The 25,257-nt window shown below is 60.5% G+C and carries 23 protein-coding genes; 14 read left to right on the forward strand and 9 right to left on the reverse strand.

The features are described from left to right. Nucleotides 1-4 precede the first annotated feature (4 nt). Together ACR0R4_RS01105 and ACR0R4_RS01110 are read left to right on the forward strand one after the other, a co-directional pair. Nucleotides 5-742, forward strand: coding sequence for a helix-turn-helix domain-containing protein (locus tag ACR0R4_RS01105; RefSeq protein WP_433645485.1), 738 nt, complete (start codon nucleotides 5-7; stop codon nucleotides 740-742). Then, entirely contained in the window at nucleotides 742-1,590 is an 849-nt protein-coding gene (locus ACR0R4_RS01110) for a Fic family protein (protein WP_433645487.1), read from the forward strand. Before ACR0R4_RS01105 ends, ACR0R4_RS01110 begins: the two co-directional genes overlap by 1 nt. A 32-nt stretch (nucleotides 1,591-1,622) precedes the next feature. Here ACR0R4_RS01110 and ACR0R4_RS01115 read toward each other — a convergent pair whose 3' ends face one another. Then, on the reverse strand, nucleotides 1,623-2,810 hold the full coding sequence (locus tag ACR0R4_RS01115) for a methyltransferase (RefSeq protein ID WP_433645488.1): 1,188 nt from the start codon (nucleotides 2,808-2,810) through the stop codon (nucleotides 1,623-1,625). Nucleotides 2,811-3,115: 305 nt separating this feature from the next. Here ACR0R4_RS01115 and ACR0R4_RS01120 point away from each other — a divergent pair, with 305 nt between their 5' ends. Beyond that, complete coding sequence (locus tag ACR0R4_RS01120; protein ID WP_433645489.1) at nucleotides 3,116-4,360, forward strand: Nramp family divalent metal transporter; 1,245 nt, start codon at nucleotides 3,116-3,118, stop codon at nucleotides 4,358-4,360. A 19-nt stretch (nucleotides 4,361-4,379) separates the two neighbouring features. On the opposite strand, the gene ACR0R4_RS01125 is transcribed toward ACR0R4_RS01120, so the two are convergent. The 4 genes from ACR0R4_RS01125 to ACR0R4_RS01140 form a co-directional block, all read right to left on the reverse strand. Further along, complete coding sequence (locus ACR0R4_RS01125) at nucleotides 4,380-5,393, reverse strand: hemolysin family protein (RefSeq protein ID WP_433645490.1); 1,014 nt, start codon at nucleotides 5,391-5,393, stop codon at nucleotides 4,380-4,382. Beyond that, complete coding sequence (locus ACR0R4_RS01130; protein ID WP_433645491.1) at nucleotides 5,390-6,799, reverse strand: hemolysin family protein; 1,410 nt, start codon at nucleotides 6,797-6,799, stop codon at nucleotides 5,390-5,392. The genes ACR0R4_RS01125 and ACR0R4_RS01130 overlap by 4 nt, the downstream gene beginning before the upstream one ends. Before the next feature lie 326 nt (nucleotides 6,800-7,125). Then, nucleotides 7,126-7,260: a methionine/alanine import family NSS transporter small subunit gene (locus ACR0R4_RS01135; protein ID WP_433645492.1), complete on the reverse strand. Its 135-nt coding sequence runs from the start codon at nucleotides 7,258-7,260 to the stop codon at nucleotides 7,126-7,128. Beyond that, nucleotides 7,257-8,879: a sodium-dependent transporter gene (locus ACR0R4_RS01140; RefSeq protein WP_433645493.1), complete on the reverse strand. Its 1,623-nt coding sequence runs from the start codon at nucleotides 8,877-8,879 to the stop codon at nucleotides 7,257-7,259. Before ACR0R4_RS01140 ends, ACR0R4_RS01135 begins: the two co-directional genes overlap by 4 nt. A 252-nt stretch (nucleotides 8,880-9,131) precedes the next feature. On the opposite strand from ACR0R4_RS01140, the gene ACR0R4_RS01145 reads away from it, so the two are divergent. The 3 genes from ACR0R4_RS01145 (at nucleotide 9,132) to ACR0R4_RS13065 (ending at nucleotide 12,789) form a co-directional block, all read left to right on the forward strand. After that, a complete protein-coding gene (locus tag ACR0R4_RS01145; protein WP_433645494.1) occupies nucleotides 9,132-10,184 on the forward strand; it encodes an iron ABC transporter substrate-binding protein in 1,053 nt (350 codons plus the stop codon). Nucleotides 10,185-10,828: 644 nt separating this feature from the next. Continuing rightward, nucleotides 10,829-11,767 (forward strand): ABC transporter permease, encoded by a 939-nt coding sequence (locus ACR0R4_RS01150; RefSeq protein WP_433645495.1) that lies wholly within the window; start codon nucleotides 10,829-10,831, stop codon nucleotides 11,765-11,767. Between the two features lie 26 nt (nucleotides 11,768-11,793). Then, on the forward strand, nucleotides 11,794-12,789 hold the full coding sequence (locus ACR0R4_RS13065; protein ID WP_504362683.1) for an ABC transporter ATP-binding protein: 996 nt from the start codon (nucleotides 11,794-11,796) through the stop codon (nucleotides 12,787-12,789). A 110-nt stretch (nucleotides 12,790-12,899) separates the two neighbouring features. Here ACR0R4_RS13065 and ACR0R4_RS01165 read toward each other — a convergent pair whose 3' ends face one another. Beyond that, nucleotides 12,900-14,252: a glutamyl-tRNA reductase gene (locus tag ACR0R4_RS01165; RefSeq protein WP_433645496.1), complete on the reverse strand. Its 1,353-nt coding sequence runs from the start codon at nucleotides 14,250-14,252 to the stop codon at nucleotides 12,900-12,902. Between the two features lie 95 nt (nucleotides 14,253-14,347). Here ACR0R4_RS01165 and hemE point away from each other — a divergent pair, with 95 nt between their 5' ends. The 8 genes from hemE (at nucleotide 14,348) to ACR0R4_RS01205 (ending at nucleotide 22,832) form a co-directional block, all read left to right on the forward strand. Then, nucleotides 14,348-15,466, forward strand: coding sequence for a uroporphyrinogen decarboxylase (gene hemE / locus ACR0R4_RS01170; RefSeq protein ID WP_433645497.1), 1,119 nt, complete (start codon nucleotides 14,348-14,350; stop codon nucleotides 15,464-15,466). After that, complete coding sequence (locus ACR0R4_RS01175) at nucleotides 15,456-16,931, forward strand: protoporphyrinogen/coproporphyrinogen oxidase (RefSeq protein WP_433645498.1); 1,476 nt, start codon at nucleotides 15,456-15,458, stop codon at nucleotides 16,929-16,931. Before hemE ends, ACR0R4_RS01175 begins: the two co-directional genes overlap by 11 nt. Before the next feature lie 103 nt (nucleotides 16,932-17,034). Then, nucleotides 17,035-18,213 (forward strand): ferrochelatase, encoded by a 1,179-nt coding sequence (locus tag ACR0R4_RS01180; RefSeq protein WP_433645499.1) that lies wholly within the window; start codon nucleotides 17,035-17,037, stop codon nucleotides 18,211-18,213. Further along, nucleotides 18,210-19,208: a hydroxymethylbilane synthase gene (gene hemC, locus ACR0R4_RS01185; RefSeq protein ID WP_433645500.1), complete on the forward strand. Its 999-nt coding sequence runs from the start codon at nucleotides 18,210-18,212 to the stop codon at nucleotides 19,206-19,208. Before ACR0R4_RS01180 ends, hemC begins: the two co-directional genes overlap by 4 nt. Then, complete coding sequence (locus ACR0R4_RS01190; protein WP_433645501.1) at nucleotides 19,205-20,053, forward strand: uroporphyrinogen-III synthase; 849 nt, start codon at nucleotides 19,205-19,207, stop codon at nucleotides 20,051-20,053. Before hemC ends, ACR0R4_RS01190 begins: the two co-directional genes overlap by 4 nt. Beyond that, nucleotides 20,053-21,039, forward strand: a complete 987-nt coding sequence (gene hemB / locus ACR0R4_RS01195) for a porphobilinogen synthase (protein ID WP_433645502.1) — start codon at nucleotides 20,053-20,055, stop codon at nucleotides 21,037-21,039. Before ACR0R4_RS01190 ends, hemB begins: the two co-directional genes overlap by 1 nt. Next, nucleotides 21,027-22,364 (forward strand): glutamate-1-semialdehyde 2,1-aminomutase, encoded by a 1,338-nt coding sequence (hemL, locus tag ACR0R4_RS01200; protein WP_433645503.1) that lies wholly within the window; start codon nucleotides 21,027-21,029, stop codon nucleotides 22,362-22,364. The genes hemB and hemL overlap by 13 nt, the downstream gene beginning before the upstream one ends. A 201-nt stretch (nucleotides 22,365-22,565) precedes the next feature. After that, nucleotides 22,566-22,832 (forward strand): SHOCT domain-containing protein, encoded by a 267-nt coding sequence (locus tag ACR0R4_RS01205; protein WP_433645504.1) that lies wholly within the window; start codon nucleotides 22,566-22,568, stop codon nucleotides 22,830-22,832. 34 nt (nucleotides 22,833-22,866) lie between these two features. Here the strand turns inward: ACR0R4_RS01205 and ACR0R4_RS01210 are convergent, their stop codons facing one another. From ACR0R4_RS01210 to ACR0R4_RS01220, 3 genes are all read right to left on the reverse strand, one after another. Beyond that, nucleotides 22,867-23,415, reverse strand: coding sequence for a M23 family metallopeptidase (locus ACR0R4_RS01210; RefSeq protein ID WP_433645505.1), 549 nt, complete (start codon nucleotides 23,413-23,415; stop codon nucleotides 22,867-22,869). A 311-nt stretch (nucleotides 23,416-23,726) separates the two neighbouring features. Next, entirely contained in the window at nucleotides 23,727-24,569 is an 843-nt protein-coding gene (locus tag ACR0R4_RS01215) for a F510_1955 family glycosylhydrolase (protein WP_433645506.1), read from the reverse strand. 54 nt (nucleotides 24,570-24,623) lie between these two features. Continuing rightward, entirely contained in the window at nucleotides 24,624-25,238 is a 615-nt protein-coding gene (locus ACR0R4_RS01220; protein WP_433645507.1) for a DUF305 domain-containing protein, read from the reverse strand. Between the last annotated feature and the right edge of the window lie 19 nt (nucleotides 25,239-25,257).

Raw genomic sequence — 25,257 nt, forward strand, 5'->3', positions numbered from 1 at the left:
ATGTATGAATGTGGGGCTTCAGCAGGTACTCGACGAATCTGCGCTCTCGCGCGCCCAAATTGCTGAGCGCGCCGGCCTCCATCGGGCCACGGTCTATCGTGCGGCCGAGGGCTCCACCGACTTGCGAATAGACACCCTTGAAGAGCTCGCGCTCGCATGCGGCATGGAGGTCGCTTTCTCATATCGGCCCGCCTCGGTGCCCGCGGCCGCGGATGCAGGGCGAGTGATGCTCGATGCCGACAGTCTTGACCCCACGTCCGCAGAGGTTATGACCTGGATTGAGCGTCTGAGGAGATACGCGGGTGAGAACCCTCTGCGAATCGCGGAGGAGGCCGGCCGGTACTCGTCGCTCCTCCATCGCCAGGGCGCGGTGAACATGGTGGGCGACTTCACCCCGGAACGACTCGCTTCTGCCGGATATGCCATTGGGAAAAACTGGGCGCTCTCTGGAGCCGTGGCGCTAGAAGCTATGGAGGCGGAGCTTCCAGCGGACGTGGTCTCCGTAATGTGGGTGAGCGATCCGCTCGCCGTGTCGCGGTTACTCTCAGACAGTGGCAGGGTCGCCCGCCGCGGTGCGAGCAGCGCAAATCTCATCCTCGCGACACCCACGTTCACCACACTGACGGGAATGGTGCCACTCGACGGCCTCCGCTTGGTGGCGCCGGTGCAGGCGGTGATCGACTGCGCGGGGCTCCAGGGGCCAACCAGGGATGCCGCGTTCGATGTTGCGAGGACCTGGTGATGGCTGAGGGAGGCAAATGGGCGGTAGGATCGGGCCCCTACAAGAAGCGCCCAGGAACCCGACCCTTGGGCTCGGCTGCCGCACCAGCGCAACAGCCTCACGGCGATCAACTGTCGAACTGCAGCATTTGGTGGGATGCCGCGAACATCGACTTTGGCAGGATTCCCGAGTCAACGGTCGAACGTTCCCGGCATCGGTTTCGCGAATCACTGCCAAACCTCATCTGGAATGCCGCAGCGCTGGAAGGCAACACGTTCACGCTTCCAGAGGTAAAGACCCTGCTTGACGGGGTGACCGTTGGCGGAAGGCCGCAGCGGGAGGCCAGCCAGATTCTCGCCCTTAGTGAGGGGTATTCGTTTGTCGACGATCTTGTTGGTGTGGAAAAATTCTTGCTCTCCAAGGAGATTTCCGATGCGGTGCATGGGCGCGTTGCCGTCCACGAGGCGATCGAGTCTGGCCACTTCCGAGGTGAGGGCCCAACTGGCGGGGGAGGAACCGTTCAGCTCGCTGGTGGGGGATACGTTGAGGGCTTCGAAGCTGGCGAGTCGGGAAGCCCGCGCATTGACCGGTACCGACGAACTATTGAGTATCTCGAAGAAATCTCCGACCCTCGTGAACGAGCTCTCGTCTACTTCGCCGCAGCGACGAGGCAGCAGTTCTATTTCGACGGAAACAAACGCACGGCGAGACTCATGATGTCCGGCGAGCTGATGACGCATGGATTCGAGGTGGTGTCAGTTCCGTTCGCTCGCAAGTTTGAGTTCAATTTGGCTCTCGACACGCTGTTCACCACAAGCGATGCCACACCACTTCTCTCGTTCCTGGTGACCTGCACCCAGCCAGGGTGATCGCACTCGGCCGCGGGAGCCTTCCACCGGGATCAGGGAGTTGGTCGCCGAACCTGCAACCTCCACAGCGAGGTGACCTCTCGGGCACGCGCGGCGTGGAGGAGGTCTGAGGCATCTGCTGCTCGCCCGTGGGTGGGGGTCGTGTCGAGCAGATCGATCACGCGAAGCCCGGCACGATCGATCGCGTCGAGCAACATTTGCCGGCTCCGGAGGCCCAGGAGTTCGGCGAGATCCGAGATGATCAGCCAGCCCTCACCATCGTCAGTGAGGTGGTGCGGGAGGCCCTCAAGAAACTGCAGCAGCATCTTGCTGCCGGGATCGTAGATCGCCGCATCGAGCGTGGTTGCGGCGCTCCCGGGAAGCCAGGGAGGGTTGCAGACGATCAGGGGCGCCCGTCCCGCGGGAAACATGCTGGCAAGGTGGGCCGCGGCCGATTCCCACATGCCGAGTCGAGCGAAGTTGTCGTTCGCGCAGTCCACCGCGCGCTGATGAATGTCGGTGCCCACGACCTTCTCCACACCGCGGTGCACGAGCACCGCGGCCAGCACCCCGGTGCCGGTGCCGATATCGAACGCGAGGCTTCGATCGTGCAGTGGTGCCCGGGCAACGAGATCCACATATTCGTGGCGGGTGGGCATGAACGTTCCGTAGTGGGGATGGATCTTGGCACCCAGCGCGGGCACATCGACCCCGGCCACGAACCATTGGTACGCGCCCTGCACTCCGCTCAGCTCTTGCAAACTCACCACGGCTTGGCCCTCGCCAAAGCGAGGTTGCTCACCATACCCAAACTGCACCGCCGCACCGATCTCAGGCGCCCGGGGCAGGGGGAGCGTCGCAACCCCGGTCGCCTCATCAAACGTGAGGGGCACCAGCAGCAAAGACAGCATCCGTGACCGTTGGGCTCTGGCCTGGCGGATCCGGTAGAACTCCTCCGCGTCGCTCGTGACTGGCCGGGCCACCGTTCCCCGTCCGCTTTTAGATAGCCGCCGATCGATCGCGCTCAGTATCTGTTTTGCGTTGTGAAAGTCGCCCAGCCACAGCATCGCGGTGCCCTGAGCCGCGTACCTGACCGCCTGCGCGGCGGTGAGCCGGTCGTCGACCACGACCAGGTGTTTGGGCGCTGGCCGGGAGTTTGCAGACCACCATGAGGCGGAGTGCCGCACCCCGAGGTGCTCCCACGTGAGCGGTTGAATTGCGGCAGCGGGCTCCCCGGTCATGTGACACCAACCTCACTCGATCGCGCCGCTAGAGCTGTTGCTCCCGGCTCACGTGTGACCCGACCGTAGCCGCTGATTGCATCCAGCCTACCGAGGACGCGGGGCCTGGCACGGACTCGAACCGGTTCCTCGAGGAGCCGGTTCCGGTGGCCGTCGCCGCCTGGCGTGCCCCACCACGGGGAGAAGGCTCTCATAAGTTCGTGCGGTCGAACTTCGAAACGTAGCTCCCACGAAGTATGTGCTAACTTGACATGCATCGCCGCCCCAATCCGTCGCGGTGGGGATGCACAGCTGAGGAGATCGAGGTGCCCGCCACTACCAGTCCCGCTGCTCCAGCGAAGCCCGAGCGTGCGCTCTTCCGACTGCTTGGCCCGGCGTTCGTCGCCGCTGTTGCATATGTTGACCCTGGCAATGTGGCGGCGAATCTCTCGGCCGGTGCGAAATACGGCTATCTGCTGGTGTGGGTGCTTGTTCTCGCCAATGTGATGGCGGTGCTGGTGCAGTACCTTTCGGCAAAGTTTGGACTCGTGACCGGCAGGAGCTTGCCCGAGCTGCTGGGCGAGCGGATGCCCCGTCGCGGCCGACTCGCCTTCTGGGTGCAAGCTGAGGCCATCGCGATTGCCACCGACATCGCCGAGGTGATCGGCGGCGCGCTCGCGCTCTACATTCTGTTTGACCTCCCGCTCGTTCTTGGCGGCCTCATCGTGGGTGGGGTGTCGATGGCGATTCTCTCGCTTCAGCGCTCGAGCCAGCTTCGTTTCGAGCGAGTGATCATTGGTTTGCTGGCGATGATCGCGATCGGCTTTGTCGCGGGTCTGTTCTTCAGCCCCCTTGACTGGGACGGGGTTGCCAAGGGGCTCGTGCCGCGCTTCGCGGGCACAGAGACGGTGCTGCTCGCGGCGAGCATGTTGGGTGCGACCGTCATGCCGCATGCCATTTATCTCCATTCGTCTCTGGCGCGGGATCGACACGGGCACGAACTCGATCCTGTTCGCCTCGCCCGGCTGTTGAAAGCCACCCGCTGGGATGTCGTGCTTGCTCTCTTCGTCGCGGGGGGTGTCAACCTGGCAATGCTTCTGCTTGCGGCCGCCGCCTTGCCGGGCGTTGAAGGTACCGACACGATCGACGGAGCGGCGGCTGCAATCAGCGCCAGCCTCGGCCCGGCGATCGGCGTGATCTTTGCAATCGGCCTCCTTGCGTCTGGCCTTGCATCGACATCAGTCGGCGCTTACGCGGGCGCTGAGATTATGGGCGGGCTGCTGAAGACGCGGATCCCCATGCTCGTGCGCCGCCTCATTACGCTCACGCCGGCCCTCCTGCTGTTGGCTGTCGGGGTCGATCCGACCTTGGCTCTCGTGCTGAGCCAAGTTGTGCTCTCGTTCGGCATCCCGTTTGCGATCGTGCCGCTCATCTGGTTCACAAGCCGACGAGAGGTGATGGGCGAGCACGTGAACCCCGTCTGGCTGAAGGTTGCGGGCATCGTGACGGCGATCCTGATCGTCGCACTGAACCTCGTGCTGCTGGGGCTCACATTCAGCGGACGGGCGTGATGCAGGGAGCTGTCGTTGGTCACGGTGTGCTGCTGGTAGACAGCACTCGATGCATCACGTCTTGAATCGTGAGTACGTACTGAGTGGATCCCGCCCCACCGACGACCGCAAGTTGCACCTGCGCTTCCCGCATTTGTCGGAGGAGTTCGTATACCGGGAGATCTGGTTCGACCTGAAACACCGGGCGACCGTAATCTGTGGCGGGGGCATCTTGCGGCGCAGTCAAGGTGTCGCGCACATGAACTACGTGCGTGAAGGTGCCGTCCTCATCTGCGACCAGGATTCGAAGGTGCCCACTGCGACGAGACTCGTCTTGCACATCGGCCACCGTGGCAGAGTCTGGCACTGCCGATGCTGTTTGGCCTCTCTGCACGATGTCTGAAGCGGTGGTGCTTTGGAGGCGAATGACTTCGGAGATCTGGGCTTGGAGCTCCAGCTCGAGTGCACCCACTTCAGCCGAGTGCTCGACCAGTTGACGGATGGTGTCTGCATCGCGGCCGCCCACCGCGGCACGTTCAACCGGGGTAACCCCGGATCGTGCGACGAGTGCGTTCGCGATGGAGTTCACCCAGGCGAGGAAGGGCCGCAGCGGCCAGAGAAAAATCCTCGCAGGGATACCGATGAGCATTGCTGCAGTCTCCGGGTGCGCGATCGCCCATGATTTGGGGGCCATTTCGCCGATGACCAGGTGCAGGAACGTGACGATGAGCAGTGATGCCGCAAAGGCGATCCCGCCCGAGAGCCACTCTGCCAGCCCCCACGACATGAGCACCGGACCGAGCCAGTAGTCAATTGCAGGCTTGGTCACTGCGCCGAGCGCAAAGGTGCACACCGTGATGCCAAGCTGTGCGGCGGCGAGCATCAGGGTGAGTTCGTTCATGCCGCGAAGCGCGGCACGGGCGGAAGCTCGCTGGGTGGCTTCACTTTCCAATCGGTGGCGTCTCGCCCCCATCAGAGCAAACTCGATCACCACGAAGAACGCGCTCAACACGATGAGGAACACGGTGACGAGAAGCACGATCCACCCGTTCATGAGTCACCCTTTTCGGCTGAATCACGCGTGTCGGTCTCTGGGTTCACGCGTTGTGGCGTCTCCTCAAGAATCTCAACGATCACACTCGAGGGGATATGTCGCTCAATTTCGACCACCTCAGCGACGAGGATACGAGAGAGGTCTCGACCTTCTGCGAGGTCGGCCCCGGTCTCATCGAGGGGCACCCGAACGACCGCCCCAATTTCGAGGAGATCGCCGTGGGTGGCGATCAAGAGACCTGCCAGTGTCTCGAAGTCTCCCGCCGGGAGATCATGACCGAGGAGTCGTTCGAGTTCGTCAATGTGCAGGGACCCCTCTACGCGCCATCGGTCGTCAGAGAGCCGGAAAACAGCGTCTGACTGGTCGAGGTCATGCTCGTCAGTGACGTCGCCCACGAGTTCCTCGCCGAGGTCTTCAAGAGTGAGGACTCCAGCGAATCCGCCGTACTCGTCAATCACGCAGGCGAGTTCGTTTGCAGATTCCGTCAGGCTGCGCAGCGCATCAGGCAGCTTCATGAGCGAGGGGATCACCAAGGGGGTTCGCATGATCTCGACTACGGGCCGCGGATCGTCCGGCGCGCAGCGGAGGACATCTGCGAGATGAACGACACCGATCGGATCGTCATTCCGATCTACTACCGGATATCGGGTGTGGGCTTCTGCCATCAGGGTTCGGGCGAGAGCGATTGAAGTGTCGGGGGTAAGAGAGTCCGACTGTGATCGAGATACCATCGCGTGTTCAACATCGCGATTGGGAAAGTCCAAGATTCGATCCAGGAGCATCGAGAGATCTTCGGGAAGATCCCCGCTTTGGCGGGATCCTTCCACAATGTGTTCAAGGTCTTGCGCAGACGCACTGCTGTCAAGATCGTGCACGGGTTCGACCCTGATGAGCCTGAGAAGCGCATTCGAGGCTCGGTCGAAGAAGGCAATCAGCCAACCAAATACTGCCAGGTACACCAGAGTCGACTGCGCAAGCGCCCGTGCTAATGGAGTCGGGTTCGCGATGGCCAAGTTCTTGGGAAAGAGCTCACCGAATATCATCTGAAATACCGTCGCGAACACCAGTGCGATGACAGTACCGACCGCTATTCCTGTGGTTTCGCCAACTCCGACCCCGCCGAGGAGTACCCCGAGTGACTCGCCCACGAGAGGCTCCGCAACGTAGCCGACCATCAGGCCCGTCACGGTGATCCCTAACTGAGCACCAGAAAGCATGAATGAGGTGCGATCTGTCACCTTCAGCGCCCGTCTAGCAGCCCTGTCGCCACTTTCTGCACGAGCTCGCAACGTCGAGCGGTCGACCGACATGTACGCGAATTCTTGGGCCACGAAATACCCATTTGCCGCAACGATCAAGACGACTACTGCCAAGCCAAGGAGCAGTAGCAAGGCAGAGAGCATCATGGTCCACACGCAACTTCTGCCAGGCCCCGAGTACTCGTGCTTTCGCGCAGCAACTCACTGTGGGGAAGCACGGAGGGCTCGTCTGCTATCTGAATCGGTTTCGGTAGGTCCACGAGCTGGACTTCGCCTCCTATGCGTCGGGTTTCTGGGTTAAGAGACTACTGTTTCTTGATCTCGCAACGCTGAGACTTAGGCTGTTCCAGGAGAACTGATCCGTGTGATCATGCGGGAGGTGCGCCATCGTGCCCGTGGGATTGTGCCACTGCGCTCTTATCGAACCGGGATCGTGCGGACTGTTTTCCCGTATTCGCGTGCGGGTAACCGCCCTACAGCTCGATGGGCGGGGGCGGTTCCGTCTCGGCAACCTCGGGGTGACGAGCCAGGTTGACAATGGCGGCGACCAGTCCGCCCCACAGCGTGAGGATGGCGATGGTCATCATGACGATGGCGGTAGGTGTCATGAGCGTTCTCCCTTATTCGCCGGATCGAACACCGGCACGGCAGTGGTCTCCGGATCCGGAGCGTAATCCTCTGTGATGAGGAACTCGTCATACTCGGGATCGTCCTTGGCGCGCGAGCGCCCGCTCCACGGCAGGAGCGACAACAGGATCGCGAGCGTGATGAGGGCGATCACCATGCCCCAGCCAAAGACGGCGAGGAACCAGTTTGGGTATCCTCCGTATGGTTCAGAGATCTTGGCGATCAGTTCGGTGATGAACAGGTAGCCGAGCACGATCGGTGCGAGCCCTGCAACGAGCAGCTTCCACAGCAAACCGAGGCCAAAGCTGGAGCGTTCATTGAGGTGGGCCTGCAGCGTCGGCAGCTTGTGCAGCAACCAGGCGACGACGATGACGGCGACGAGCGCTACCGCCATGATGCCAAAGGAATTGACAAAGGCATCCGTGGTGTCGAGTACCGCCAGCGCCGTGGTCGTCGAGAAGAGCCCCGTGGAGACGATTGCCAGTGGAATGGACGCGGTGAGGGTCGTGCGAACGCGCGACCAGCCGAGCTTGTCTTGCAGCGCGGCGACGACGACCTCGAGCACCGAAATGAGTGAGGTGATGCCGGCAAAGACGAGCGCGCCGAAGAACAGCACGCCGATGATCGCTCCTCCGGTCGCCTGCGAGACGATCGTGGGGAAGGCGATGAACGCGAGGCCGATGCCGGAGGTTGCGACCCCGGCGACATCCGTCGACTGCGCCTGCGCCATGAACCCGAGGGCCGCGAAGACCCCGATCCCTGCGAGGATCTCAAAGCTGGAGTTGGCGAAGGCGACGACCAAACCTGAGCCGGTGAGGTCGGTCTTGCGCTTGAGGTACGAGGCGTAGGTCACCATGATGCCGAAAGCGATGGAGAGCGAGAAAAAGACATGTCCGTAGGCCGATGCCCAGACGCCGGGATCGGCGAGGGCCTCCCAGTTCGGCGTGAAGAAAGCGTTGAGGCCGTCCATCGCTCCCGGCAGGAAGAGTGACTGCACGACGAGAATGACGAACATCGTTGTGAGTAGCGGCATGAGTATGGAGTTGACACGGCCGATGCCGCGCCGCACCCCCAGGACCATGATCACAATGACCACGAGCCAGACCACGACGAGTGGGATGCCTACTTGCGGCACAAACGTCGTCGATACACCGCTGTCTGAGACATCTCCCATCTGCAGGAAGTCGGTGAAGAAGAAGTTCTCCTCATTGCCCGCACCCCAGGCGAGGCGCGCTGAGAACCAGGTGTACATCGCGGCCCAGGCGATGATGACCGCGTAGTACACCGCGATGATGGCGCAGATGAGTACCTGCCACCATCCAAGCGGCTCAGCCGCGCGGTGCATCCTTCTGAACGCGAGTGGTGCTGATCCGCGGAACCGGTGTCCGATCGCGTAGTCGAAGAAGAGCAACGGGATGCCGGCGGTCAGCAGGGCACACAGGTACGGGATGAGGAATGCACCGCCACCACCCTCGTAGGCGACGTAGGGGAAGCGCCAGATGTTCCCCAGGCCGAGGGCCGAGCCGATTGCCGAGAGGATGAACACGTTCCGTGAGCCGAATGCCTCGCGCTTGCGAGGCTGCGTCGATACGGTCGCCATGACGAAAACACTACCCCCGCGCGACCGGAGCCGACGCGGCGTGCTCGGAGCGTGTGATCCGGGTTGACCGCCCGGTTCGACGCGACGACCCGTGGAGTTGGGACAGGGCTCCGTGTCGCAGAAGGAGGCACGGCGTTTCACTCGGAACGGAGAACATCACATGAAGTGCTACCATCTGATGAAAGTAAGGGTGTCCTAAGTTTTGGCGTCCAAGCTTTTTAATCCTGACTCACTAATCCTCGGAGTATTCTGATGCCACTCAAGCGTTCTCTCTCCATGCTCGCACTCACTGCGACCGCAGCAGCCCTCCTCGTGGGGTGTAGCTCGAATTCACCTGAAGCGCCCGAAGCCGCAACCGGCGAGAAAGTAAGCGACGGGGAATTCACGCTCTACTCCGGTCGCAACGAAGAACTCGTACAACCGCTGATTGACATGTTTGAAGAACAAAGCGGGATTGCCGTAGATGTGCGTTATGGCGACACGGCCGAACTCAGCGCCCTGCTCATGGAAGAAGGCGAACAGACCCCGGCTCAGGTGTTCCTTTCGCAGGATGCCGGCGCTCTCGGCGCATTGGCGGACGGCGGACTGTTTGCCACGCTGCCCAGAGAAATCACCGAACGGGTGACACCCGGATTCACGTCAACCGACGATATGTGGGTTGGAGTGACCGGACGTGCTCGTGTCATTGTCTTCGATAGCAACGAGCTGAGCCCTGCGGATGTGCCGACGAGCGTTGATTCTTTCACGGATCCAGTCTGGGCGGATCGCTTGGGGATCGCGCCTGGAAATGCGAGCTTCCAATCGTTTGTGACTGCCTATCGGGAGCTAAACGGTGAATCGGAAGCGGACGAATGGGTGAAATCCATTGCGGCGAACGAGCCTCAGTTGTTTGATAGCAATGGTGCAATTCTGTCTGCAGTCAACGATGGGGTGGTTGATGCTGGCTTGATCAACCACTACTACTGGTTCAGACTCGCGTCGGAGCTTGGGGAGTCAAACATGCGGGCACAGCTCGCGTTCCCCGAAGCTGGTGATGCCGGATCCATCGTTAATGTGACGGGGGCTGGGATCCTCAGTTCGGCATCGACTGATGCAGATGCGCTGGAGTTCATCGACTTTCTTCTTTCGCCTCGGGCGCAGGAGTATTTCGTTGCAGAAACCTTCGAGTATCCGCTCATCGAAGGGGTGGCTGCCCCAGAAGGCCTTCCGGGCCTCGACACATTAGTGAACCCCGAACTCGATCTCGGTGACCTGAAGAGCCTTGCTGCGACGCAAGAACTGCTTCAGAAATACGGTCTCATTTAACCTGCAGTCGCGTTCCCGAAACCGTGATGCTGCCGTCGGGGAAGAGTAGCCGCCAACAACGGTCAGCTGTTGGGCGGGCACCAGCCTGGTTGATCATCGCCGCCGCAGTGTGCGCCACTGCGGCGGCGATACCGTTGGCGTACCTGTTTGTCCGCATCGGTGATGCTGGTATCAGGACGCTTGTCGACACGCTCTTCCGGGAGCGCGTGCTGCAGCTTGCACTCAACTCAGCAGCTTTGACCGTGGCAGTGACCGTCACCTGCTTCGGGCTTGGGGCCACTATCGGGGTTGTTGTGAGCCGGATTCGACTTCCGGGAGGATCAGTCTGGTTGTTCTTGTCCGCGCTCCCGCTGGCAGTCCCTTCCTATCTTGCAGCCTACGGATGGTTGGTCTTTGCCCCAGGCCTCAACGGATTTTTTCCGAGCTGGCTAGTCATGACGGCAGTCTGCCTTCCATACGTGGTACTACCAGTCTCAGCAGTTTTGCGAGGACCTTCCAACGACGTGGAAGCGGTCGCCCGAACTCTTGGCAGAGGGCCAATCGGAGCCTTTCGTGTGGCAACTTGGCCCAGGGTACGACCTGCGGCGACGGCCGGGGCTCTCCTGGTTGCGTTATATACGCTCTCGGAATTTGGAGCCGTCTCAATGCTGCGGTACCAAACTCTCACGTGGGGAATTAAGTCTGCCTACGGTTCAAGCTTCGATCGAAATCAAGCCGCCTTGTTGGCACTTGTTCTGGTCATCTTTGCTTTGTTGATTGTCGCTTCGGAGAGACTGACGCGTCGCCAGGCTGTGACTGTTGCGGGCCGAAAACCCGATATGAAGCCGGTGAGAAACGCCTGGGTACCGATCCTGCTTGCTCTCGTGCTAGCGCCTCCTGTCATTGGGGTCGGCGTCCCGCTGTCAGGGCTTTTGCTGCAGCTGACTGATGCGGAGACCCTTCGGGAGATTGACGGCCCGCGATTATTCGGCGCGGTCGGAGCGACCATCCTGCTTGCGGTTGGGGGCGCTTTCTTCGCAGTAGTCCTCGCCCTTCCGATCGCAGTTCTTTCGGCACGTTTTCGTGGTCGTATCGTCTCAGTTATCGAGTCTGTTGGATACCTGGGCCATGCGTTGCCCGGTATCGTCGTTGGTCTCGCGCTTGTATTCTTTTCTTTATCGGTTGTGCCGTATCTGTATCAAACAGTCGTTCTTCTGGTGTTTGCGTATGCGGTACTGTTCATGTCGAAGGCGATCGGATCGACTAGAAGCGGATTGGCCGCAGTGCCGCAGAGCTTGATTGACGTCTCGCGGACGCAGGGTCTCTCTCCGCGGGTGGTCTGGCAGCGGGTAACATTTCGGCTTGCCGCCCCGGCAATTGGTGTAGGTGCACTTCTTGTCGGTATCGCAGTTCTCAAAGAGCTACCTGCAACACTTCTTCTTCGGCCGACCGGGGTATCTACGCTCGCCGTCGAACTGTGGAACCGAACTTCGGTGTTGGAGTACGGTAGCGCAGCCCCGTTCGCGGCGGCGCTGGTGTTCCTCACAGCAGTGCCTACCTACCTATTGTCTGGCATTCGAAATTTGGCGAAGGAGAAACCGTGAGCTGGGTCAGGATCGACGGCCTCCATGTGAAGTACGGACACCAATCGGTCCTTGACGGGATCAACCTCGATATCCCGAGCGGCAAAATTACCTCAGTGCTCGGTCCCAGCGGTTGCGGAAAAACCACACTACTGCGATCAATCGCGGGTTTACTTCCAGTCTCAGAAGGAACGATTGAAGTGGCAGGGTCGCTCGTGTCATCTGCGAAAGTGAGCGTGCCTCCTGAACGTCGTGGAATTGGGTGGGTGCCCCAGGATGCGTCACTCTTTCCTCACCTCAGTGTGGGCGATAATATTGGGTTCGGGTTACCCAAAGGTCCTTCTCGGTCCGCCAGGGTAACTGACCTCGCTGAACTGGTCGGTCTCTCCGAACTCTTGGAACGGTCTCCCTCCCAGCTCTCCGGTGGACAGGCGCAACGAGTTTCTCTCGCCCGAGCACTAGCACCCCGGCCATCCGTGGTGCTACTGGATGAGCCGTTTGCAGCCCTTGACCCGATGCTCCGGGTGGCCTTGCGAAGAGAGGTCTTCGATCTGCTTCGAGTTCAAGGATCAACCGCGCTTCTGGTGACTCACGATCAGGAAGAAGCCCTCTCTCTTTCAGACCACATCACTGTCATGATGGGCGGGCGGATCTTGCAGCGGGGAACTCCCCGCGAGGTGTACGAGCGTCCGGCCACGTCGTGGGTTGCACGGTTTGTCGGCAGCACCGTGGAACTCTCAGGCCGATGGGGAGTCAACTCGGTGAGTTGCGGCCTTGGTGAACTCCCCGCAGTTCTGATGGACGAGAGCGTGAGACAGGGCGACGAGGTGCGGGTGGTGCTCCGTCCGGAGTGGATCGAGCTGGATCCATCCGGAGTTGAGGCGGAAGTCACTTCGGTCTCGTACGCCGGACATGATGCGCTCCTAGAGGTGCGACTTCGCGGTGGCAGTCAAGCCCGAACCCGGGTCGTAGCAACACATCTCCCTCGCGTAGGGGATCGGGTGGGACTCTCGGTGCGACGGGCAGCGCTCGCGTATCGCTAAGTCGGGTAATACTGGCTTCGCATCTAGCCCCCAAAGGGATGATGCCGAAGTTCTCGGTACAGCGCCGAAGACACGAGGGTCTTTATTCGGATCGGCGTCTGCGGCCCACTTCAGGCATCTTCCGGGATTGCAGTCAAGCCGAAAAGTGATTCGATCGCTGAATAAGCCCTCTCGGCCTCACCAGCTCGCCCGAGTTCCCGCACCCGCAAGGAAGGCGCGTGCAGCAGTCGACCCGCGAAGTGTCGAAGTGCTGCTTCAACGCTCGCCGGGTGACCAGGGGCGGCAGGGCAAGACTCCGCTGCGTTGCACGCTGAGGATTTTGCCCGCTGAATTTCGTCGTTGAGGATTGCGTGAACGTGTTCTCGTAAGGCGACAAGAGCGGGCACTGCGTCGTGTTCAGCGCGGAGCGCGGCGTATTCGTTCACCGCTTCTTGGACGATTCCGCGGGCTTCAGCCTCAGCGCTGAGCTCCTCAATCGGGGCGTGTTTTGCGATGATTTCGAGATCCAGAAGCTCGACACCAGGGAGCCGGACTACTTCTGGATCAACGTTTCGTGGCACTCCAAGATCGATCACGAGACGAGGTTGAACGATGGTCGAAGTGTAGGGTCGGCCACGCAACGACCCGCAGTACGGGCCGCGGGCGAGTCGCTGCGTCTTCTCAAAGAGCTCTAAAGCAAGGATCGGTTCTTTCGCGAGACTTGTCGTGATGATGAGGTCAGCTTCCGCTACTGCGGCCTCGAGTTCAGAGCCCTGTATTGCACGAATCTCATGTGAACGGGCGAATTGTTCAGCGCGCCCGGAAGGTGAGTAAACTGCAACATCCGTAGCGCCCCGAGCGCGAAGAGCCGCAAGGCTTGCCCCGGCGTACGTTCCTGTGCCAACTAACAGGATCCGTGCGGTTGACCAGTCACCAATCCGGCTTTGAGCCATAGCGAGTGCAAGCCGCACAAGAGACCGACCCGCCGTTTGAACGCCCGTTCGGTGCTTGATGTCTCGCGATGTACGGGCGGCGAATTGGAAGAGCCGTTCGAGCTCGCTCGTCGTTGAACCGGCTCCACGTGCTTGCTCCAGGGAGCGACGCACCTGGCCAGCGATCTCGCCTTCTCCCACCACCACCGATTCAAGTCCACCAGCGACGGAAAACAAGTGCTCGGCTGCGTCAAGATCAGTATGAACCCGGGCTAGGGAGCGAAGCTTCTGTGAATCTACGCCGGTGATTGCTGCAATTCGACTGAGAGTCAAGTCCACCCGATCGGAAGAGGGGACATCCAAGTAGGCCTCAAAGCGGTTGCAGGTTGCCAACACGACAGATCCAGTTGAGATGGTTGGATCAGAAAGCGCCTCGACCAGCGGTTGTGTGTGGTGCTCAATAGCACCGAGGAGATCAAAATCGATCCGATGATGGTCGAGTGAAAGGCAAACTAACACTGTTGCTCTCCGAAGGTGTGCAGAGCAATCCATCCACCAGAAGAATCTGGAACGGCTCGATTTATTGCATCAACAGGGACGCGTGAGTTTTGCGCATTCATCAGATGACTAGGGTAACATCACCAACGATGAACACTTTATCAGCCTCACATCCGCTATCAGATGGACGGACTTCAACTTCTCCGTTGGTGCAAGCGCTCCATGGTTTCCGGCCTGATCGTCTCCCAGTCTGGTTTATGCGCCAAGCCGGTAGATCTTTGCCCGAATACCGGAAGCTTAGGGAGGGCACGAGCATGCTTGACGCATGCTTGGATCCGCAGCTCGCCGCAGAGATAACGATGCAGCCTGTCCGTCGACACGGGGTAGACGCCGCGATCTTTTTCAGCGACATCGTCATCCCTTTGAAACTCGCCGGGGTAGATGTCGAGATCGTTCCTGGTCGTGGACCGGTGTTCGCGAATCCCATCCGGACTGCACGAGATGTTGCCCAGCTCAGAGAAGAGCACCCCGCAGAGCGGCTTCGCCAGGCGATGACGCCCATTCGGGAGACGGTTCAGTTGCTCATCGCTGAGCTGGAGTCCACACCCCTCATCGGGTTTGCCGGAGCCCCCTTCACTCTTGCTGCCTACCTTGTAGAAGGCGGTCCTTCGCGGGACCATCTCCAGGCTCGATCGCTCATGCACACCGATCCCATTGCTTGGCGAGATCTGCTGGCATGGGCAGCGGAACTGAGCGGGGTGTTTCTCGAGGGTCAAGCTCACGCGGGTGCCAGCGCTGTGCAACTCTTCGATTCTTGGGCCGGTTCGTTAAGCGTGCAAGACTATGCGGCTCATGTTGCTGCGTCTTCGATGCACACGCTCGAGGCGGTGCGCGAGCTTCACTATGTCGACCCGCAAGGGGACGGCTACTCAACACGCTCCCTCCCGCTCCCAACTGTCCACTTCGCAGTGGGTGCGGACCATCTGCTGCACGAGTTTGCGAAGTTGGAGACCAGCGCCATTGGCATCGACTGGCGGATACCGCTGGATGAAGCGAGCCGTCGACTCGAAGACACGCGAACATTGCAGGGAAACTTGAACCCCGCGCTGCTTTTCGCGTCGCCCGAGGCGCTTGAGTTCCATGTCAGAGAGGTCATTGATCGCGGAAGGCGTGCACCCGCTCATATTCTGAATTTGGGGCACGGGGTGCCCCCAGAGACCGACCCGGCAGTACTTACCAGGGTGGTTGAACTCGCCCATGCATACTGACTCACCCCATCGGGTTGCCGTCGTGGGTGGCGGTATCGCCGGACTCGTTGCATCCTGGGAGCTTGCACGCGCCGGGATGAAGGTCGACCTCTTCGAGCGAGATCAGGTTCTCGGCGGCAGAATCAGCAACGGCGAGCTCGGCGGATCACACTACGATCTGGGCGCCGAGTCATTTGCGACACGTGGCGGCGGGGTGCAGCGGTTAGTCGAGGATCTTGGGCTTGCAGGGCGAATCCAAGCCCCCCTCACGCGGCGGAGTTGGGTCCTTAACGCAGGGGCTGCCTCGCCGCTGCCTCCGGCCGGTGCGATCGGAATTCCGGTTTCACCATTAGGCATTGAAGCTCGGCGCATCCTGGGTTTCGCAGGAGCGCTCCGCTGCGCAATAGAGCCACTTCTGCCGCGTCGCATTGGCGCTCAGGCGTCCACCATCGCCGATTTGGTGGGTGCGCGCCTCGGTTCGAAAGCGCTTTCTCGCCTTGTTGCTCCGGTAGTTCGGGGAGTCTATTCCACAGATCCAGCAGCTCTTCCGCTGAGTGCGGTTCCAGGCCTGGAATCTGCGTGGCGTGCGCGCGGCACTCTCCGAGCTGCCGCTCGAGCGCAGCGGGCGAGCAACCGGTCAGCAGGCGGCGCGGTTGCCGGCCTGTCTGGGGGTCTCGGGGTGCTGGTGGCGCATCTCGAGAATGAGCTTCAGCAATTTGCAGTGACGGTGCACCGCGGGGCTCACGTGAGCGCGGCTCGAGAAACCACTGACGGAATCCGTCTTGAAACGCAGGCAATGGGTGATGCTGAAACCTATGATGCCGTTATTCTCACTGTTCCACTCGAGGAGGGTGTTGCGCAACCGGTTCAGGGCGATGCGCTGACTCGGTCGGGGAGCTTTGATGTTGCACGAGACGCTCAACCCGCAGAAGTTGAGGTTGTCGCCTTGTTGCTTGATGACAAGAGGCTGAATTCAGCACCTCGAGGTACGGGGGCCTTGGTGGCAAGTGAAGCGCAACAGGGTCCATCGCCGATTCGTGCGAAGGCGCTTACCCACGCATCGGCAAAATGGCAGTGGCTCGACGAGGAACTTCCACCCAATCATCATCTCATCCGCTTGTCATACGGGGAGTTTCAGGGACGAAGCTCTCGGAATCTGGATGCATGCACGATCGGTCTTGACGATGATTCAGTCCGGAGTATTGCTCGCACCGACGCCAGCAGAATCCTCGGGATTGATATCGAAGAGTCGAGCATCGTCGGTATGGCTCGTCAACGGCATACCATTCCACCGCGGCGAACTTCCTTGGTGACTGATGGGCCACGAAACGAACCCACCTCTGGGCTTTTCTCCGCTGGAGAATGGGTATCCGGTACCGGACTTGCCGCCGTAGTACCGTCTGCTCGACGAGCAGCGAACGACTGCCTCTCTCACTTGTCAAGTCCCAATACCGTGACTGCCAAGAACGGAGATCAACCCGGATGACCAGAATAGCCAGCCTCACCGCTTCGCGATGGAGTAGGTGTGAAGAGACTTCGTTCTCTAGCGGTCGTCAAATTCCCACAACCAAAACTACGGAGGTCCTGTGATGAGTGTCGACAACCTGGCACCCCGCGTATCGCACGCGACTGAGGCTGCACAAGCTGGCCCGGAGCATGTCGAGTCCCCGACGGCGTACGACGCGATTCTTCTCGCGGGTTTTGGTGGACCGGAGGGACAGGATGATGTGATTCCGTTCCTTCGAAATGTCACCCGAGGGCGGGGTATCCCTGACGAACGGCTCGAAGAAGTCGCGCATCATTACCGTCATTTCGGTGGTGTGAGCCCGATCAACGATCAGAACAGAGAGCTCAAGGCTGCGCTTGAAGGTGAGCTTTCACGCCGCGGTATCAATCTTCCGGTGATCTGGGGCAACAGGAATTGGGACCCTTACCTCTCCGATGCGTTGCGAGAAGCGGATGATCGTGGGTTCACACGACTGATCGCGATCGCGACGAGCGCGTACTCCTCATTCTCTTCGTGTCGTCAGTACCGTGAGGATTTTGCTCGCTCGCTCGAAGAGACTGGTCTCGCGGGCACGATCATGATCGACAAGGTTCGTCCGTTTTTCGATCATCCAGGCTTCGTTGAGCCCTTCATTGAGCGAGTTCGTGAAGGCATGCGCGAACTCAAGGATCAGTTGCCCGACCTGGATGTGGCGCGAGAGGTGCGGATACTTTTCACCACGCACTCGATTCCCACTGCTGATGCTGAACGTTCAGGGCCGCGAGACCGAGACTATGGTGCGGGGGGAGCATACGCTGCCCAGCATCTCGCCGTGAGTGAGGTTGTTGCTCATGCGGCAGGAGAGGGCGCCGCGTGGGATCTGGTCTACCAGTCGCGAAGCGGCCCCCCAACGCAGCCGTGGTTGGAGCCCGACATCAACGACGCGATCACGGCACTCCCTGCGCGGGGCATTCGCGCTGTGCTTATCGTCCCCATTGGCTTCGTGAGTGACCACATGGAAGTCTTGTGGGACCTTGATACTGAGGCAATGGAAACCTGCCGAGAGAACGGGCTCACTGCTGTGCGCGTGCTCACGCCAGGCAGCCACGACACCTATGTGCGCGGGCTCGTTGACTTGGTGCTTGAACGGCGAGACGGAGTGCCCGCTGCGGAACGGCCAGCACTCACCGACCTGGGCCCCTGGTTCGATGTGTGTCGACCGGGTTGTTGCGAGAATGTTCGGGCCGGCTTCAAACCCGCGGCTGCCGGTATCGCGCCGTGACTGGTCGTGTCTTGCGACCGGAGCACCCGCTGCCTCCCGCCCCGGGCCTGATCCGTCTCGGTACTCGGCGCAGCCGACTCGCGGTCGCACAATCCACGCAGGTAGCGCAGGAAATCGCCAGGACGACCGGTGCGGATGTCGCTCTGGTGACCGTGACGACTGAAGGTGACGTTTCCCGCGCACCATTATCGCAACTGGGCGGCACAGGGGTGTTCGTGAGCGCTCTTCGGGAGGCTCTTTACGCGGGTACATGCGATATGGCTGTGCACTCGTTCAAAGATCTCCCGACTGCCCCCTGCCCAGGAATTTCAGTTGGTGCTGTGCCGCTGAGGGCTGATGCGCGGGATGCGTGGTGCGCCCGCGACGGATTGACCTTGATCGAGATGCCGCCGGGCTCTCGAGTGGGTACCGGCTCACCGCGCAGAGCGGCACAGATACTCTCTCGCCGCCCCGACCTCATCATTGAAGATATTCGCGGCAACGTAGATACCCGGCTGGCGCGCGTCGGGGCTGATCTTGATGCAGTGATTTTGGCGGCTGCAGGCCTCGAACGAGTGGGCCGCGTCGATGCGATCACCGAGAGGTTTTCCCTTGATTTGGCCCCGTCGGCACCGGGCCAGGGCGCTCTGGCTATCGAGGTGAGGAGCGATGACCTGAGCCATGAACTGATATCGCAGGCTCTGCAGGCAGTTGAGCACGCGGAAACCCGCGCTACGGCGGCAGCTGAGCGGAAGCTTCTGGCAGCGCTAGAGGCCGGATGCGCAGCACCGGTCGGCGCATCGGCTAGCCTCGCCCACGATCAGCTTTCGCTTCGTGCAACGGTTTATCAGATCGACGGCCAGTCACAGCTGGAATCGTTGAAGACGGTGACCTGGGACGCAGCGAATGCACGCGAGGGAATCGCGTCGGACCTCGGTAGCGAAGTTGCGCGTGATCTTCTTGAACGAGGCGCGGCCAAACTCGCCGATTTAGGCCCGAAGGATAATCGCACATGAGTGCTCGGTCCAGGCAAGACTCACAGGCCAGTGACTCGTCTGCACAGGACTTGAAAGGTGCCCGGTTGTGGATCCTCCGAGGGGAGGAATGGGGAAGGCGTGTAGCCGCGAAGATCCGGGAACGCGGGGGTGAGTCTCAGATGGTTCCCCTCCTCGAGATCGTTTTCTCCGGCCAAGAGCCCCTTGAAAGGGAAGTGCACAACTGGAATTCGGGAAAATACGACTGGATGATTCTCACGAGCATGAATGCCGTGCGAGCAATCGAACGAGCCGGCGCCCGAACACCGTCCGAAAGACAAGGGCCCGGATCGATTCCAGAAAAATTCGCCCGGGTAGCCGCAGTCGGCCCCGCGACCTCACGTGCGGCGAGCGAAATGGGTCTGGTGGTGGGCGTGGTCCCAGAGCACGAATTCTCGACGGAGGGACTGGTCGACGCGATGCTCGTTGAGATGGGTGAGAGCCCGACACGCGTACTGTTTCCGGTGTCGAACCTCACAGATGATCGCCTGCAACACGCACTTGAAGCGGCGGGCCATCACGTCGAGAGAGTCACCGCGTACCAAACAGTCGATATTCGCCCGGTGATCGACCTACAGGTAGCCCTTTCCGAGCATCCAAGAACGGTTGTCCTCGTGACGAGCGGGTCAGCGGCACATGCTCTATCGCGGCAAATCAAAGACCCACCAGAAAATGTCCATATCGCGGCTATCGGACACTCAACGGCTCGAGCACTTGACAGCGTTGGTCTTCCCGCCGATGTCGTTTCTCGGACTCACACAATCGACGGGCTGCTCGATGCAGTTGCAGCGCACTTGCGTGCAGAAAACAAGAAGAAAGTTCAGTGATGGAATCGACACTTCCCGCCCCGAAACATCGCCCTCGCCGGCTGCGCAGCACTCCCGCGATGCGCAGACTTGTGGCTGAGACACGGATCCACCCGGCGAGCCTGGCTCTTCCAGTGTTTGTTCGAGAGGGAATCGACGAGGCACGCCCGATTAGTTCCATGCCGGGAGTGGAACAACACACTCTTGAGTCGGTGCGCCGGGTGGCAGTGCAGGCTGCCGAAGCAGGGATCGGCGGCATCATGCTCTTTGGTGTGCCAGAGATTCGCGACCCTAACGGTTGCGCTGGGGACAACCCCGAAGGGATTCTGAACCGTGCCGTGCGGGCTGTCCGGGAAGAGGTCGGCGACGACCTGGTCGTTCAGACAGATCTGTGCCTGGACGAGTTCACCTCCCATGGTCACTGCGGTGTACTTGATGAGCTGGGTCGTGTAGATAACGATGCCACCCTCGAACGGTACGCGTCGATGGCGATTGCGCAGGCCGAAGCCGGTGCACACCTTCTCGGACTCTCCGGGATGATGGATGGACAGGTCGCTGCAGTGAGGCATGCGCTCGACGAGGCCGGGCATACGGATACCGTGCTTCTCGCCTACGCCGCAAAATATGCCTCGGCCTTTTACGGACCCTTTCGAGAGGCCGTTGATTCACAACTTGATGGTGACCGCCGAAGCTATCAACAGGATCCAGCGAACCGTCGCGAGGGTGTTCGTGAGGCGCTGCTCGACATCGATGAAGGCGCCGACATTGTGATGGTGAAGCCTGCGATGAGTTACCTCGATGTGCTGGCAGACGTGGCCGCAGTTAGCCCGGTGCCGGTGTGGGCATATCAGGTCTCTGGCGAGGTGGCGATGATTGAGGCTGCCGCGCAGAACGGCTGGATTGATCGAACAGCGGCTATTCACGAATCGCTGATCAGCATCGCCCGTGCTGGTGCAGACGTCACCCTTACCTACTACGCCTTGGAGGTCGCCACATGGCAACGATGAGTACGCACCAGCCCACAAATGCAGAATATGCTGAGCGTGCCGAACGAGTAATTCCGGGCGGCGTCAGTTCACCAGTTCGCGCGTTCGGGTCCGTGGGCGGAACGCCGCGCTTCTTCGTCTCTGGGAACGGTGCGCGCGTTGTCGACGTAGAGGGTCAGGAATACATCGACCTCGTGGGCGCCTGGGGTCCTGCACTGCTGGGTCACGCCGATCCACGGGTCATCGCCGCGGTACACGAGGCTGTCGATCGGGGGCTGGGGTTCGGTGCGTCTGCACCCGCGGAAGTTGAACTCGCCGAACTGCTAGTGGAGCGCTTGCCCGAAGTTGACAAGATTCGGATGGTGTCGACCGGCACAGAAGCGACGATGACCGCGATCCGAATTGCTCGTGGGGCTACGAACCGACCGCTCATCGTGAAGTTCGCTGGCCACTACCACGGACACTCTGACGGGCTCCTCGCCGCCGCCGGGTCCGGACTCGCGACCCTCTCACTTCCAGGCTCAGCTGGGGTGACACCGGAGAACGCCGCACAAACAATCGTGCTGCCGTACAACGATGAAGATGCCCTGGAAGCGGTGTTCAACGAGCGAGGCTCACAAATCGCAGCAGTGATTGCTGAGGCGGCGGCGGCGAATATGGGCGTGCTCCCGCCAAAACCTGGCTTCACTCAGCGCATGCTCGAAATCGCGCACAAACACGGCGCACTCGTGATTCTCGATGAGGTACTTACCGGATTCCGCGCAGGCCCCACCGGGTATTGGGGTATCGAACGAGATTCTGTGATCCCCACGCAACGTCCGGATCTTTTCACATACGGGAAGGTCGTCGGAGGCGGGCTGCCGATGGCCGCCGTTGGCGGGCGCGCGGATCTCATGGATCTCCTTGCGCCGATGGGGCCTGTCTATCAGGCCGGCACGCTTTCTGGCCACCCGATCGCTGCCACCGCGGGGCTTGCAACACTGCGGGCAGCCGACCCCGCGGTCTATCAACGTCTGGGGGCTGCTGCGGACTCGCTGGTTGCTGCGATTGCCGAGGCGCTCACCCACGCGGGAGTTCCCCACCGAATTCAACGCGCCGGCACACTCTTCAGCGTGTTGTTCGGCGACTTCCCGGAGAGTCCTTCCAACTACGATCAGATGCAGCTGCAAGACACCGCGGCATATGGAAGGTTCTTTCACTCGATGCTTTCATCCGGGATCTCGCTTCCGCCAAGCGCATTTGAGGCTTGGTTTGTGTCAGCTTCACACGATGAAGCAACGATTGCTCAGATCGCTGATGCGCTGCCACACGCAGCGAAAAGCGCAGCACAGGCCAATCCCGCTTAGCCACCAAAAACAGTGAGTGGATCGTTGTAGTTTTTGCGTGTCTCCAATCTGTCGTTGTGGGCGGCCCCAAATCACACGTGCATCCATTTGCTCCTCACAAGCTCGCGCTCGGTGAAGTTAGATTCTGTCCTCACGCGAACCACGCTCATGGGGTTACCATGAGCGTGTCAGGCGGTCGTGCCTGCAACTAGGGAGGTCGCCATGATGTGGGGACACGGTTGGGATATGGGCTGGTGGTGGCTCTTCGGGTTGCTCGTACTGGTTGGGAGTGCGCTTCTTGTCGCGTTTATAGTGCTTGCTGTACGAATGTCCGGTGGAAACAAAGGCCGGGATCAGGGGTATGGTTCAACTGGGCCGACACCTGGCCTGACTCGGGCACGGCAGATTCTTGATGAACGATACGCCGCAGGTGAGCTGACTACTGAACAGTACCGGGAACAAATTGAGGTGCTTGGCGAGAATCGGTAGCAGATCAAGCCAGTCTGATTTGTGCCCCGTTAGCTCACTGTCTGCCGCCTTCGCGCATGTAGGGCATGGGGTCGATCGGAGTTCCGTTCAGACGGAGCGCGAGATGGAGATGGTTCCCGAAAGACATGCCGGTGTTTCCGACTCGTCCAACCATGTCACCAATCGTGATGACATCGCCAGCCTGGAAATTGTGTGAATTGGATTCCATGTGGCAGTACCGACTTGTGAGTGTTTGGTCGTCAACTCGGTGCTGTAGCTTCAGGCCGAACCCGCACCCGTCGCTCGCAAACCCGGCCTCCACCACTACTCCGCTGGCGATTGCCCGGATCGGGGTGCCGCCAGATGCGGCAAAGTCCTGCGCGTCATGGAACTGGGCGACAGGTGCCGTCCGGTACCCAAACGGATCAGTCAGTGGCACTTCCTGATCAAATGGGTATCTCACATCAGAATTCTCAAGCGTGTTGGGATCGGTAAGACCTGGTTCGTTCACGACACTGGGAAGGGCGATGGGGGTGGCACCCACCACACCCATTACATCGAGCGCCGCAGCACTCGAATCAAATGTGAGGTTGTCCAGGCTCATCTGCTGTGTTTGAAGGCCAGTGTCAGACACCATGCCCACTGCGGAAGCAGAAGAGCTTGCAAACGGAAAGACATTTGCCACTACGAGCCCACCGACCGCCACGGTGACACTGGCGACAGTGAGCAGCTTGCGAGCTCTTGAGCGAAACGACGGTTTGACTGGATCGGGCGCCGTGCTGTCCATCGGTACCGAGTCCGAACTCTCGATCGAAATCCTTCTCAGTGGTGTCTTGACCGACACGTTTCCCTGGCTGGCGAAGTCATATGGCTTCGGTTGTCCCTGTGGGTTTAGCACACTATTCTCCTCTCGCATCATTTCCGCACCGGACTCAGCACTGTGCTGTCCTGCGAAGTGACCCTCACGACCCCGCGATCGTCAACCACAACGGGCGCATCGTTCGTGCCCAGGCCGAGCGCCTCTGCGGAGCCCGAGACGGCTCCCACCTGCTCCCAGCCACCGTCGCTGGTTTCCGACCACAGGTACCCGTCCGCGCCCACTCCCACCAGCGTTCCCGAGGATGTGGCTGCGATCAGGTACATGAGGGGCGCATCGACGATTTGCGAGAATGTGGCGCCCTGATCCACGCTCGTCAGCAAACCCTGCTCGGTTGCCGCATACAGCGTGTTCCCGCTCACCGCGAGATCCACCGCCGGAACCGTCGATCGGGGTTCCCACGTTGCTCCGGCATCAGAGCTCAGGAGAAGCTCAGGGGTGCTCGAGCCGATCCCGTAGAGGGTTCCGTCAGCGCCTGCTTCGAGCACGTGGAAATCTTCAACATTGGTCAGTGCGACCGGAATCCAGTTTTCGCCAGCATCGTCGCTTCGGATGATGCCTAGGTCGGGGCTTCCAAGCTCGACGGGTGTCCTCGGCCCAGGGTGTCCGGACGCAATAAGCGAGTCTCCAAGCACTGTGAAGCCCATCGCGTCAAAATCAAATCCCCCAATCGGGCCGCTGACGAGCCCATCTTCAGCGACTCGGAAGATCCCATTGTGAGTGGCCAATAGCAGCTCCGCAGAGCGGGGATCCTGAGCGATACCGTGTACGTGTTCGATGACGGGGGCTGATTGTTCTTCAGGGGCGCTCACCGCGGAGCTGCAGGCGGTGAGCGCGAGGGCCAGTGTCGTCACGGCCGACAGGCCAAGTAGCGGTTTCAATATTTGATCTCCAATTGTGACAAGCGCAATCCTTTGCGAGTGAGCGGTTCGCGCCTAGAGCTGCGTGAGCAGATCTTCCATCGTGGCGATCTCGGCAGTTTGGTCGTCGACAACCTGCTGTGCAAGCTCGACCACATCCGGGTGCTGGCCACCGCTGGACGCCATGCGCGCCATATCGACCGCGCCTTCGTGGTGCACGATCATCTGCTCAAGAAAGAGTCGACTCGCTTCCGCGCCTGTCGCCTCCTGCAGTGCGGTCATGTCTTCGACCGACATCATGCCGTCGCCCGACATCAAGTCGTCGCCTGACCCGTGATCCATTCCGTGCCCGTTTGAGGAGTTTGGGTCGTATGCGATCCCCCAGTCCTCTAGCCAGCCCAGCATGCGCTCTATCTCCGGGCCTTGTGCAGCTTTCACCTGTTCAGCCAGGTCAGAAACACGTGGATCGACATCGTCCTTGGCAAGCACGATGTCTGCCATCTCAATGGCTTGCTGATGATGCGGGATCATCATCGTTACGAACATTTCGTCGACAGCGTTGAACGACGCAGCCGGTGATTCAGATACCGAGGGTGTGTTGGATCCGTTATCGGTGCTGGTGCTGCACCCGGTGAGCGCAACTGTCAAGGCGAGTGCGCTGGTTCCAAGCAGCATAGGGAGCTTGTTCATGGTTGTTCTACTTTCAATC

The sequence above is a fragment of the Leucobacter fengyongliangi genome (genome assembly GCF_050971685.1).
In the GTDB taxonomy this organism is placed as follows: domain Bacteria; phylum Actinomycetota; class Actinomycetes; order Actinomycetales; family Microbacteriaceae; genus Leucobacter.

Bases quoted from the DNA above. Each gene is read 5' to 3' on its own strand.
- ACR0R4_RS01105 (WP_433645485.1), top strand. From the start codon at position 5: ATGAATGTGGGGCTTCAGCAGGTACTCGACGAATCTGCGCTCTCGCGC.
- ACR0R4_RS01110 (WP_433645487.1), top strand. From the start codon at position 742: ATGGCTGAGGGAGGCAAATGGGCGGTAGGATCGGGCCCCTACAAGAAG.
- ACR0R4_RS01115 (WP_433645488.1), bottom strand. From the start codon at position 2,810: ATGACCGGGGAGCCCGCTGCCGCAATTCAACCGCTCACGTGGGAGCAC.
- ACR0R4_RS01125 (WP_433645490.1), bottom strand. From the start codon at position 5,393: ATGAACGGGTGGATCGTGCTTCTCGTCACCGTGTTCCTCATCGTGTTG.
- ACR0R4_RS01130 (WP_433645491.1), bottom strand. From the start codon at position 6,799: ATGATGCTCTCTGCCTTGCTACTGCTCCTTGGCTTGGCAGTAGTCGTC.
- ACR0R4_RS01135 (WP_433645492.1), bottom strand. From the start codon at position 7,260: ATGACACCTACCGCCATCGTCATGATGACCATCGCCATCCTCACGCTG.
- ACR0R4_RS01140 (WP_433645493.1), bottom strand. From the start codon at position 8,879: ATGGCGACCGTATCGACGCAGCCTCGCAAGCGCGAGGCATTCGGCTCA.
- ACR0R4_RS01145 (WP_433645494.1), top strand. From the start codon at position 9,132: ATGCCACTCAAGCGTTCTCTCTCCATGCTCGCACTCACTGCGACCGCA.
- ACR0R4_RS01150 (WP_433645495.1), top strand. From the start codon at position 10,829: ATGCTGCGGTACCAAACTCTCACGTGGGGAATTAAGTCTGCCTACGGT.
- ACR0R4_RS01165 (WP_433645496.1), bottom strand. From the start codon at position 14,252: ATGGATTGCTCTGCACACCTTCGGAGAGCAACAGTGTTAGTTTGCCTT.
- hemE (WP_433645497.1), top strand. From the start codon at position 14,348: ATGAACACTTTATCAGCCTCACATCCGCTATCAGATGGACGGACTTCA.
- ACR0R4_RS01175 (WP_433645498.1), top strand. From the start codon at position 15,456: ATGCATACTGACTCACCCCATCGGGTTGCCGTCGTGGGTGGCGGTATC.
- ACR0R4_RS01180 (WP_433645499.1), top strand. From the start codon at position 17,035: ATGAGTGTCGACAACCTGGCACCCCGCGTATCGCACGCGACTGAGGCT.
- ACR0R4_RS01190 (WP_433645501.1), top strand. From the start codon at position 19,205: ATGAGTGCTCGGTCCAGGCAAGACTCACAGGCCAGTGACTCGTCTGCA.
- hemB (WP_433645502.1), top strand. From the start codon at position 20,053: ATGGAATCGACACTTCCCGCCCCGAAACATCGCCCTCGCCGGCTGCGC.
- hemL (WP_433645503.1), top strand. From the start codon at position 21,027: ATGGCAACGATGAGTACGCACCAGCCCACAAATGCAGAATATGCTGAG.
- ACR0R4_RS01205 (WP_433645504.1), top strand. From the start codon at position 22,566: ATGATGTGGGGACACGGTTGGGATATGGGCTGGTGGTGGCTCTTCGGG.
- ACR0R4_RS01210 (WP_433645505.1), bottom strand. From the start codon at position 23,415: ATGAGCCTGGACAACCTCACATTTGATTCGAGTGCTGCGGCGCTCGAT.
- ACR0R4_RS01220 (WP_433645507.1), bottom strand. From the start codon at position 25,238: ATGAACAAGCTCCCTATGCTGCTTGGAACCAGCGCACTCGCCTTGACA.